The sequence below is a fragment of the Paraburkholderia sp. genome (assembly GCF_035656215.1).
Lineage (GTDB): Bacteria > Pseudomonadota > Gammaproteobacteria > Burkholderiales > Burkholderiaceae > Paraburkholderia.
In genome coordinates this window covers 1-10,506 of sequence record NZ_DASRSY010000262.1, presented here as the reverse complement: position 1 = coordinate 10,506, position 10,506 = coordinate 1, and the positions used below count along the sequence as shown (strand labels likewise).

10 protein-coding genes are annotated in these 10,506 nt (G+C 61.7%); 8 read left to right on the top strand and 2 right to left on the bottom strand.

The annotated features are described in order from the left end of the window. Window positions 1-209: 209 nt before the first annotated feature. Entirely contained in the window at window positions 210-479 is a 270-nt protein-coding gene (locus tag VFE81_RS14700; RefSeq protein WP_325045295.1) for a hypothetical protein, read from the bottom strand. Between the two features lie 270 nt (window positions 480-749). On the opposite strand from VFE81_RS14700, the gene VFE81_RS14695 reads away from it, so the two are divergent. Continuing rightward, window positions 750-2,552, top strand: a complete 1,803-nt coding sequence (locus VFE81_RS14695; protein ID WP_325045294.1) for a glycosyltransferase family 9 protein — start codon at window positions 750-752, stop codon at window positions 2,550-2,552. Window positions 2,553-2,606: 54 nt separating this feature from the next. Next, a complete protein-coding gene (locus VFE81_RS14690; RefSeq protein WP_325045293.1) occupies window positions 2,607-4,430 on the top strand; it encodes a tetratricopeptide repeat protein in 1,824 nt (607 codons plus the stop codon). A gap of 61 nt (window positions 4,431-4,491) precedes the next feature. Here the strand turns inward: VFE81_RS14690 and VFE81_RS14685 are convergent, their stop codons facing one another. Beyond that, window positions 4,492-4,998 (bottom strand): OmpA family protein, encoded by a 507-nt coding sequence (locus VFE81_RS14685; protein ID WP_325045292.1) that lies wholly within the window; start codon window positions 4,996-4,998, stop codon window positions 4,492-4,494. Between the two features lie 244 nt (window positions 4,999-5,242). On the opposite strand from VFE81_RS14685, the gene VFE81_RS14680 reads away from it, so the two are divergent. The 6 genes from VFE81_RS14680 to VFE81_RS14655 form a co-directional block, all read left to right on the top strand. Continuing rightward, window positions 5,243-6,007, top strand: coding sequence for a chorismate--pyruvate lyase family protein (locus VFE81_RS14680; RefSeq protein ID WP_325045291.1), 765 nt, complete (start codon window positions 5,243-5,245; stop codon window positions 6,005-6,007). Further along, complete coding sequence (locus VFE81_RS14675; RefSeq protein WP_325045290.1) at window positions 6,007-6,480, top strand: DNA-deoxyinosine glycosylase; 474 nt, start codon at window positions 6,007-6,009, stop codon at window positions 6,478-6,480. The genes VFE81_RS14680 and VFE81_RS14675 overlap by 1 nt, the downstream gene beginning before the upstream one ends. Then, window positions 6,477-7,400, top strand: a complete 924-nt coding sequence (locus VFE81_RS14670; protein ID WP_325045289.1) for a spermidine synthase — start codon at window positions 6,477-6,479, stop codon at window positions 7,398-7,400. The genes VFE81_RS14675 and VFE81_RS14670 overlap by 4 nt, the downstream gene beginning before the upstream one ends. 344 nt (window positions 7,401-7,744) lie before the next feature. Next, entirely contained in the window at window positions 7,745-7,984 is a 240-nt protein-coding gene (locus VFE81_RS14665; protein WP_175052778.1) for a DUF3311 domain-containing protein, read from the top strand. Then, window positions 7,984-9,534 carry a monocarboxylate uptake permease MctP gene (mctP, locus tag VFE81_RS14660; protein ID WP_325045288.1) on the top strand — a complete coding sequence of 517 codons (1,551 nt, stop codon included), beginning with the start codon at window positions 7,984-7,986 and terminating at the stop codon, window positions 9,532-9,534. The genes VFE81_RS14665 and mctP overlap by 1 nt, the downstream gene beginning before the upstream one ends. A 124-nt stretch (window positions 9,535-9,658) precedes the next feature. After that, window positions 9,659-10,506, top strand: an 848-nt coding sequence (locus VFE81_RS14655; protein ID WP_325045287.1) for an FUSC family protein, incomplete at its 3' end; no start/stop codon positions are given.

Below are 10,506 nucleotides of genomic sequence, written 5' to 3'. Positions count from 1 at the left end.
GTGCTGACCATCGCATACTTCGACCGGCTGGGTGTACCCCGACTCTCATAACCTCAACTTCCCGAACCGCCCGGTGCGGACCCGCATGCCGGGTGGTGTGGCAGGGGCGCAGTCACCTATGACTGCCCCCTATGCCGATCCCTGCTCCTTATCTCCTGACTGCCCGGAGAAGGTTTTGCGCAGGGATCTGGATGGGCCGCGGAAAGGTTTTAGTGTGCGGGCGCTTGTCCATGCAAATGACGCACTTGCGAAAGCACGGAGCCGGCCAGTTCCTTTGCTTCGATGCAGGAATGATGGTCGGCCAGTACTTTTGCCGCGAGACTGCCGATCGCCGTGCTGGTCTGTTTAGACGTGTGGTGCTGCGCGAGCGCAGAGCCGGCCAGTTCCTTTTCCTGATGCAAGGCGCCTGGGCGCCGCAAAACGACTGCAGCCAGATGGGCGATGCGGTCAGAAGTTTCTTTCGAGTTCGTAGTATTCAACCGTTACTCCTTTTCGTTTGTTGTTGACCCGGACGATTTGGCACGTCGTCAAATATCGACCGTAAAATAATTATGGTTAACTAACCAAACATATTCAACAAAACTAAATTGAGATTGATTTGTGGGATATGAAAACGTGCATTTGTCTTATGCTGCTGCGACCGAAATTCGGATGAGTAAAGGATTATTTGCGATCTTTAAGCCCTTTATGCACCGAGTCTTATTTCTGCGATTGCGCGTTCCGGCGTGCAACAACCTCTCTGTATTCTTATGTCCGATTCCACCTTGGTGAAACCCGCCGATCCTGCGTGTCTGCTGTGGTCGATTTTGCGCGAGCAAGGCTTCGACGCCGCCGAGCGACGCGCCCTCGAACTCATCGCAGAGGGTGTCACGCCGCAATTGCACGCAGACCTGTGCGCGAGCGCGGGGCGCTTTGAAGCGGCGTACCACAGTGCATCGCAAGCGCAGGCTGTTGCGAACGGCGCGCGTCACGCACGCGTGGCACTGTTCGCCGACGCACTCGGCCGCGCCGAGGTCGCGCAGCGCAACAGCGAGCTGGCGGTAACCTCGCAACCCTCGGCTGCGACGCTTGAATGGATCGTCTGGTTGATCGACCGCTGCGGCGCGCATTCGGCGGCGGTACACATGTTGCGTGCTTATGAGCGGCACGCGCCGCACGACGCGTTCGCCCCGTGGTGGCTGGCGTTTTCGCTAGCAGCGCTGCCGGATGCGGACGCGCCGGCCGAACGCCGCGCGGCATTGTTGCGGGCCTACTCCCTTGATCCGACGATTCATCCCGCGTTGCCACTGCAACTCGTGCTGGCGTTCCGGGAGATCCGCGATTGGCCCACGGTGGAACGCATTTGTCGCGAGATGCTCGCGCGCAATCCGGCTGATGCCGAGATGGCCTGGCAACTGAGTCACGCGCAATGGCAGTGCAACGACGCCGCTGCGGCGGAGGCCACCATGCGTGCTGTCGATGTAGTCGCGCCGGGCAATGCAGCGGTGCTGGCCGCGATTGGCATGTATCTCGCCGAGCAGGCACGCTTTGACGACAGCGAAGCGACGCTGCATGCAGCGCTTGTCATCGATCCTTCTGCGGCGCAGGCGGCCGTCGATCTGGCCGACCTCGAATTGCGACGCGGTGCGTGGACGACCGCATGGTCGCGCTTCGAGGCGCGGCTGACACGTGACGATCGCGAGCCGAATAACGTCGTGACCGTCATGGGGAAGTTGGGACCGCGCTGGCAAGGTGAACCGCTTGCCGGCAAGACGCTGGTCGTGCACAGCGAACAGGGCAATGGCGATGACATTCACATGGTTCGATTCGTCCCAGCGCTGGCGGCGCGTGTGCGCGATGAAGGTGGCCGATTGGTTCTGGCGGTGCGTCGTCCGTTGCTGGGTTTGTTGAGACGGTTTTACGCCGACTGTGTGGCGATCGAGGATGGCATTGGTTGCAAGGCCGACTTCGTTTTACCGATGATGACCATGCCGTACAAGCTGGGACTATTGCCCGGCCAGGTGAGTGGCGCGCCGTATCTGCAGGCGGATGCCGACAACGTGGCGGTATGGCGCGAGCGCGTGAGCGCATGCGCGAAGAATGCATCGCTGCATATCGGGCTCGTGTGGTCCGGGAGTCCGACTCATCGGCGCGATGCGAAACGGTCGATTCCGCTTGCGGCGTTGGCTCCGGTGCTGGCGCTACCCGGCGTTGTATTCCATCCGCTGACGCCGGGCCGTAGCGCGGATGTAGCGGCTTTGACGGAGCACGGCTACCGCGTTCACAATCTGACCGGACATTACGAGTCCGGTTTCGACGACGTTGCCGCGCACCTCACGGCGCTCGATGCGCTGCTGACTATCGACAGCGCGCCATTGCATTTAGCCGGCGCATTGGGACGCCCGGTGCTGGCAATGCTGGATCATGTGTCGCACTGGTCATGGGGCAATGAGGAGGCGCAGCCCTGGTATGACTCTCTTGAGTTGTTCAGACAGCCAGCGCCGGGCGAGTGGATGCCGGTGATTGAGCGCGTGGTGGACCGCCTGAAGGCGATGGCACTTTCTCGCGCGTAGATCTAGTTGGAAAACAAACGTCCTTTCGAATATAAGTAGTCGACATCAATATCAATGCACCACCCAAACCGCTTATCTGGTCATCTGTCAGCCGACTTGGAAAACCTTGACACGCTGTCCGCACAGGCCGATGCCTGCTTCGCAGCGGGGCAAACACACGAAGCGATGCTCGAGTACCAGCGGCTGCTGGACCAACAACCGCAAAATGCTCACGCGCTTCATCGGATGGGGCTAGCCTGTTTTCGCGTGGATCAACCCGAACGTGCCCGACATTATCTGGATCAGGCGCTGACCGCCGCCCCCGAGCGCGCGGACATCTGGGAGCATCGAGGCTTGCTTGCCGCGATGCAGGGTGACCGGACGGCCGCTGAAGCGTTTTATCATCGCGCGCTTACTCTGGCTGGCAGCACCGCGAGCCTGCATCGGAACCTGGCCGATTGTCTGAAGCTCTCCGGTCGTCTTGCTGAAGCACGGACTCACTACGTCAGGACGCTTGAACTCGATCCGGGATTGCGTCATGCCGTACGCGCCCTGGCGAGAATCAGCACTGAATTGGGACAGTTCTCCAACGCAGCCGACTATTGGCTCCACGCATGGGCGCTCGACTCGACACAAATGTCCGACGCAATCGAGCTAATCGCTGCCATGTCGCAAGCTGAACGCGACGCACAGATCGATACGATGCTTGCCGAGCTTTGCACCCGCTTCGCAACCGATGTCGCAGCGCTGGAGCAATTGACCTTTGCACTGAATGGCATGCATCGCTTCAGAGATGCGATTAGCGTGGCGGCTCAAGCACTCGCCATCGATCCTTGGAATGCCGGTTTGCATCACAACGCGTCTTACGCGTTCAATATGCTGGGAGAGTTTTCTTCCATGCAGTTGCATGCTATCGAGGCTGCGAGGCTGGTGCCCGATCACGCCCGGATCCAGTTCAATCTAGCGGCAGCGCAACTGCGTTTCGGCGACTTCGAGCAGGGCTGGAAACAATATCGATGGCATGAAGCGCTGCCGGAAAACCACGATCTTGTTCGCCCCGATTTTCCCGAATGGAAAGGCGAGCCGTTAGCGGGACGTCGCTTCCTGCTTATCGGTGAGCAAGGGCTTGGTGATCAGCTCCAGTTTCTGCGGATGGCTGACTGGTTGCATCGGCAGGGCGCGATCGTCGATGTGTGGGTCGAGAGTCCGCTAGGCGAATTGGCGCGTAATGCCGCGGGAGTGCATGCGGCATGGATATCCACGCCGCCGGGTCCATACGATTACTGGTGCCGGATGCTCAGGATGCCAGAGCATATGAAGCTGGACTTGTCGATGCTGCCTGTCGCGATGCCGTATCTGGCAGCGGAGCCAGCGAAGGTTCGGCGCTGGCAAGCCCGCCTCGACGCGATTGATCCAGTGGATGTGCGCGGCAAGTCCAGAAAACGCGTCGGGATTGTCTGGGCGGGCAATCCGGATTATGGGCTTGACCGCTATCGGTCGATTCAGTTGAGCAAATGGCGGGGAGTCCTGAAGCAGCTTGGCGCGACGTGGTTTTCGCTGCAAAAGGGTGACGCGCAAATTGAAGCGGCAGCGTTGTCCACGGATATCGATCTGCACATGTTGGGGCCGGAAATCAACAGTTTTTCCGATACGCTGGCGATTGTCCAGACGCTCGATCTGGTGATTACCGTCGACACGGCGGTCGCGCACCTGGCCGGGGCGTGTGCCACACCGGTCTGGATCCTGTTGCCGACTTGCACGGATTGGCGGTGGGTGGTCGAGCGTGACGATAGCCCGTGGTATCCGTCTGCGCGGTTGTTCAGGCAGCGGGAGCTCGGTCGATGGGAAACGGTGCTGGATGACGTGGCAAATGCACTACAGGAATACGTGGCTACCTGAATCGGGCGCGCCGAAAGCGCCCCCGATTTGTCATCCAGGAACGATCTGCAGCGGCCAACGCCTACTTCCGTCCCATCAACGTATCCATCGTCTCACCACGCACGACGATCTCGGTGCGGCGGTTCAGCGTGCGCCCTTCGGGCGTATCGTTGCTCGCCACCGGATTGTTGTACGCATAGCCCTTCGTGCGGATCCGATTCAACGCTACGCCACGCGCCACCAGCGCGTAGCCTACTGCAGTGGCGCGCGCTTCCGAAAGCTGCTGGTTATAGTCGAGCGTGCCGACGTTGTCCGTGTATCCCTCGACCAGCACGGGCTTCTTGCTGCGATTGAGCAGAACAGCGGAACGGTTGATCACCGCGACTGCGTCGCCGCGCACTTCGGATTTGCCGAATTCGAACAACGCGGATTCGGGCAGCTTGACTGAAACCCCGTTGGCGACCGGCGTCACCTCGATGCCGACCGCCTTGTTTAGCGATGTTTCAGTATCCCGGTTTAGCGGGGCTGCGCAACCAGCCATCAGCAGGACAGACATCGCGCAGGCAGTTGCGCCCAGGAACGTTCTCATGTTTCTTCTTTCTCCTTCAGTATCCGATCACATGGCACGCCCTTCAATCGCGGGCGGACCGCCGACTTTGTTAAGCACGAAGGTTGTATCGCGCGTCATAGGCAGAGGAGAATCGGATCTATCTGAAATCGGTCATGTGTTTAAGGTGGTCCAGCATCCGAGTGGGTGCTTCTGAACTTCCTGACGGAGGGAGGGATGAGGGGCTGGCAAGCGCCTGACGGCGTCGCCGTTATAATCCGACACCATGCCTATCCGTTTCGATGCCGCCGACGCCCACTGGCGCGTCGCGCCCTTGCCTGGTTTTAGCGCCGCCCAGAAAGACTGGTTGACCCGCGGCGGATCGCTGACCGCGCATCTGCGCACGCTGGGCGTTGTCGTGGTGCGCGTGACGCGCGAAGCTGTCGCGTTACCGTGGGCCGACGAGCACGCCGCGCTTGATCTCGTGTCGCGCGCGCCTGTTTGGGTTCGGGAAGTGGTGTTGTCGGTCGACGGCGTGCCGTTTGTCGCAGCGCACAGCATCGCGCCGTTGGCCGCAAGCGTCGGCGTATGGCAGGCCACGCGCCGGCTGCGCACGCGGCCGCTGGCCGAGTTGCTGTACAGCGATAGCAGCGTTGCGCGTTCGTCGCTGGTGAGTCGCAGACTGACGGCTCGTCATCCGTTGTACCGGCTGGCGATGCGTGAAATTGGTCGCGTGCCACCGCATACGCTGGTCGCACGCCGCTCGGTGTTCGAGCGACATGGTGAGCCGTTGATGGTGACCGAATGCATGTTGCCTGCGCTGTGGGCGCATCTGGCGTCTTCGGCGCGCGTACCGTTACCGTCTGCACACCCGATGGCCGCGCACGTGCCCCAACGCACTCATATGCGGGAACATGGCCGGCCGCTCGAGCATACGGCGTCGCGCGCCCATGGTGCGCCGCGTGCGGAGCAAGAACACCTTTCCGAACGCGAGCGGGACGCGCGTGAATCCGGACACCTGCCGGCATCGGACAGCAAGGTGAAGCGCTGATGCTGCGCGGCTTTCCCCCCGTCGTCGCGGCGGATACGCATACGCTGATTCTCGGCAGTTTTCCCGGCGAGGCATCGCTCGTGGCGACGCAGTATTACGCGCATCCGCGCAACCAGTTCTGGCGTCTGCTCGGGACTGTACTCGACGAACCGCTTCCCGAGCTCGCCTACGAAGCGCGGCTAACGCGTTTGCTTTCGCACGGCATCGGCGTGTGGGACGTGCTCGCCGCCTGCGAGCGCGAAGGCAGTCTCGACGTCGCGATTCGCAACGCCAGCCCCAACGATTTTGCTTCGCTGCGCGCCCACGCGCCGACGCTTGCCAAAGTCTGCTTCAACGGCAAGACGGCGGGCCGCTTTGCGCCAGTGATCGGCGAAGCCGGCTACGCCACCCTCGTATTGCCTTCGTCGAGTCCGGCGAATGCTATGCTCTCGTTCGACCAAAAATTGCGTCTCTGGCGCGACATCCTTACATGACGAAATTGATCAGGCGCGCCTCGGCTGAAGCACGTGCGTTCCGCAACAAAGACGCTGACCCGAGCGACAGCACGCAGAACAAACAAAAAGTAATGCGCAACAAAAAGCGCACGCTGCACGACGACGACCTGCACGACGCGCCGCAAATCGAGGCGCCGCGCAAGCCGCGTTTCGCGCCGGTCACGTTCTCGGAAGAGGGCGGCGTGCGCTTCCTGCACTTCGGCACGGAATGGGTGCAAGGCGCGATGCGTCTGCGCAAGCCGGATCACATCGAACTCGAATATGCGCAGCAGATGATGGCCTGGCTGCTGTTCATCGAAACGCCCAAGCGGATCGTCCAGCTTGGTCTGGGGGCCGCCGCACTGACCAAGTTTGCATACCGCTTCCTGAAGCGCGCAAAAGTCGAAGCGGTCGAGCTGAATCCGGCGGTCGTGGTGGCTGCGCGCACAATGTTCGAACTGCCGCACGATGACGCACGTCTGACCGTGCACGAAATGGACGCATGGGATTTCGTCAACGACCGCGCCAACCACGGCACGATCGGCGCGTTGCAGATCGACGTCTACGATGCCACCGCGCGTGGTCCGGTGCTCGACAGCGTCGGCTTCTATCGTGCGGTGCGCGCGTGTCTGACCGACGCGGGCGTGGTGACGGTGAACCTGTTCGGCGATCATCCGAGCTTCGTGCGCAACATGAAGCGTCTGAACGAAGCCTTCGACGGCCGCGTGGTCGCGCTGCCGGAAGTGCATGACGGCAACCGCATCGCGCTCGCTTTCTCGGGCCCGGCGCTCGACGTGCCGTTCACGACACTGCAAGCGCGCGCAAAGCTGATCGAAGCGGAACTTGGCTTGCCGGCGCGCAAGTGGATCAAAGGGTTGCAGGAATCGACCGGGCAGAACGGCAACTCGTTCTCGGTCTGATGCGTGAAGCGGTCGGGCCGGACAAACCGGCTCGACTGCGATAAGACTGACCTGGCCACCGCCGTTGCGCCCACGCGACGGTTCTCAAAGCCGCTCCCGATCGCGCATCGCACAGCCGATCCGCCTCCCGCCGGCCGTCGAAGCCGTGTCCCGCCCGCGTCAAAGCCCCGTCCCGCTAGCCTCCCAACCGCATTCGTGCCTCGGGTCGTCCCTGCTTGACCGGACGTTAAACGCTCCTATACTCTTTCGAAGCTTTCGGGGACCCCGTGGCCTACCTGCGACGGGGGATCCACCACCCGTCAAAACACGGGCCAACATTTCAATAATAGGGAAGAGGAGACGTCATGGCTCACGACGCCGACGCGAACAAAGCCAGCAAGCACTGGCTCTGGTTGCTGCTGTTGCCCTGGATCGCAATGATCTGGGTGCCGTCATATAACAAGGTCGAACCTCAGTTGTTCGACTTCCCGTTCTTCTACTGGTATCAGCTCCTGTGGGTGCTGATCAGCGCGATCATCACGGCGCTCGTGTACTTCAAGACCAAGACCCGCTCGACGGGCAGCTCGCAAGGGGGCGCACAATAATGAACGCCACCGCAACTTTCGTCTTCGTCCTGTTTTTCATCGGCGTCACCATTCTCGGCTTTATCGCGGCCCACTGGCGCAAGGGCGATCTGGCCCACCTGGAAGAGTGGGGTCTCGGCGGCCGGCGCTTCGGCACCGTCGTCACGTGGTTCCTGCTGGGCGGCGACCTGTACACCGCCTACACCTTCATCGCCGTGCCGGCGCTGGTGTTCGGTGCGGGCGCAACGGGTTTCTTCGCGCTGCCTTACACGATCCTGATCTATCCGTTCGCGTTCGTCGTGTTCCCGAAACTGTGGAGCATCGCCAAACGTCAGGGCTACGTGACATCGGCCGACTTCGTCTCGGCTCGCTATGGCAGCCGCATGCTGGCGCTGGCAATCGCCGTGACCGGTATTGTCGCGACTATGCCGTACATCGCACTGCAACTGGTCGGTATCGAAGTGGTGATCGGCGCGTTGGGTTTCGATACCAAGGGCTTCGTCGGCGATCTGCCGCTGATCATCGCGTTCGCGATCCTGGCAGCGTACACGTACACGTCGGGCCTGCGCGCGCCGGCGATGATCGCCGTCGTCAAGGACGTGCTGATCTACATCGTGATCTTTGCTGCGATCATCGTGATTCCGCCGCAACTGGGCGGCTTCGGCCATATCTTCAGCGTGGTGCCGCCTGCCAAGCTGTTGCTGAAGGCGCCGGACGTGTCGAGCCTGAACGGCTACAGCGCGTACGCGACGCTTGCGGTCGGCTCGGCGCTCGCACTGTTCCTGTACCCGCACTCGATCACCGCGGTGCTGTCGTCGAAGTCGGGTAACACGATCCGCCGCAACATGGCGATGTTGCCGGCTTACTCGCTGGTGCTCGGCCTGCTCGCGCTGCTGGGCTTCATGGCGCTGGCGTCGGGCGTGAAGGACATGCCGGAATTCGCGCCGTACTTCAAGGCATTCGGCCCGAACTTCGCGGTGCCGGCGCTGTTCCTGCACTTCTTCCCGTCGTGGTTCGTCGGCGTGGCCTTCGCGGCGATCGGTATCGGCGCGCTGGTGCCGGCGGCGATCATGTCGATTGCGGCAGCGAACCTGTACACGCGCAACATCCACAAGGAGTTCGTGAACCGCAACATGTCGCATGAGCAGGAGACCAATGTCGCGAAGCTAGTGTCGCTGATCGTCAAGGTCGGCGCGGTCGCGTTCATTCTCGGGTTGCCGCTCACGTATGCGATCCAGCTGCAACTGCTCGGCGGTATCTGGATCATCCAGACGCTGCCGGCCATCGTGCTGGGTCTCTATACGCGTGTGCTCGACTACCGCGGCCTCCTGATCGGCTGGGCAGTGGGCATCGCAACCGGTACGTGGATGGCGATTTCGCTGAAGCTGGCGGGCTCGATCTTCACGATCCACCTGTTCGGCATGGCGATTCCGGGCTACGCGGCGGTATGGTCGCTGATCGTCAACCTGGTGGTGTCGGTGGTGGTGAGCCTGCTGGTGCGCATGTTCGGCATGCAGCGCGGCGAGGACCGCACCCGTCCAGAAGACTATCTGGACGTGGTCGAAGGCTAAGCCAGGCGTTCCATCTCGCCGGAAAAGCAACGCCCGCAGACAAAAGTTTGCGGGCGTTTGTCTTTCCAGGGCACTCCAGGGCAGGATAGCGGAACCGTCCTTCAAAGCGTCCGTCGCGCGAGCCATGGCTTCTGCCGATTCCCCCCGCGTCATTGTCCGCCGCTCGGCCATTAGCCGTCTGGTGCGAACGATCACGTCGCCGTACTACCGCTATCGCCACGCGAAGGTGCTGCATAGCCTGCGCGTCGGCGTTGCGATGCTGGTGTCGATTCTCGCGACCACCGGTATCGACATTCCTCACGGCATCTGGTCGTCGGTGACCCTGCTGGTGGTGATCGGCGGCTTGCAGCATCACGGCAATATCCGCAAGAAGGCCGCCGACCGGGCGGCGGGAACGCTGCTCGGCGCGGCGATCGGACTTCTGCTCATCCTGACGCAGAATCTGACCGGGTCGCTGCCGCTCACCTATGTGCTGATGTCGATCGTCGCGGCGATCTGCGCGTGGTTCGCTATCGGTTCGTCAGGGTATATCGGCCTGCTGACGGCAATCACGATGTGCATCGTCGCGGGTCATGGCGACAATCTGATCGACGTCGGTCTATGGCGCACGCTGAACGTGCTGATCGGCATTGTGATCGCGCTGGCGTTTTCGTTCGCGTTGCCGCTGCACGCGACTTATTCGTGGCGCTATGGGATTGCCGCCAATCTGCGCGACTGTGCGCGGATTTACACCCGTTTGCTGGAAGGCGAAACGATCAGCGAGGATGAACAGGTCAAACGCTTCCTCGCGGTCAACAAGCGGCTGGTGCAGTTGCGCTCGTTGATGCCTTCTGTGGCGAAGGAGATCGATGTGCCGCAGGCCAAGCTCGACGAGATCCAGCGGCTGCATCGCTCGGTGCTCAGTTCGCTGGAATTGCTGGCGACCGGCCCGCTGATGCGCGCCGATGCCGCGGCGCGCGCTGCGTATGCGCG

Excerpts from the sequence above, each read along its gene's own strand:
- VFE81_RS14670 (WP_325045289.1), top strand. The coding sequence starts at position 6,477 with ATGACGAAATTGATCAGGCGCGCCTCGGCTGAAGCACGTGCGTTCCGC.
- VFE81_RS14680 (WP_325045291.1), top strand. The coding sequence starts at position 5,243 with ATGCCTATCCGTTTCGATGCCGCCGACGCCCACTGGCGCGTCGCGCCC.
- VFE81_RS14690 (WP_325045293.1), top strand. The coding sequence starts at position 2,607 with ATGCACCACCCAAACCGCTTATCTGGTCATCTGTCAGCCGACTTGGAA.
- VFE81_RS14675 (WP_325045290.1), top strand. The coding sequence starts at position 6,007 with ATGCTGCGCGGCTTTCCCCCCGTCGTCGCGGCGGATACGCATACGCTG.
- VFE81_RS14685 (WP_325045292.1), bottom strand. The coding sequence starts at position 4,998 with ATGAGAACGTTCCTGGGCGCAACTGCCTGCGCGATGTCTGTCCTGCTG.
- VFE81_RS14695 (WP_325045294.1), top strand. The coding sequence starts at position 750 with ATGTCCGATTCCACCTTGGTGAAACCCGCCGATCCTGCGTGTCTGCTG.
- mctP (WP_325045288.1), top strand. The coding sequence starts at position 7,984 with ATGAACGCCACCGCAACTTTCGTCTTCGTCCTGTTTTTCATCGGCGTC.
- VFE81_RS14665 (WP_175052778.1), top strand. The coding sequence starts at position 7,745 with ATGGCTCACGACGCCGACGCGAACAAAGCCAGCAAGCACTGGCTCTGG.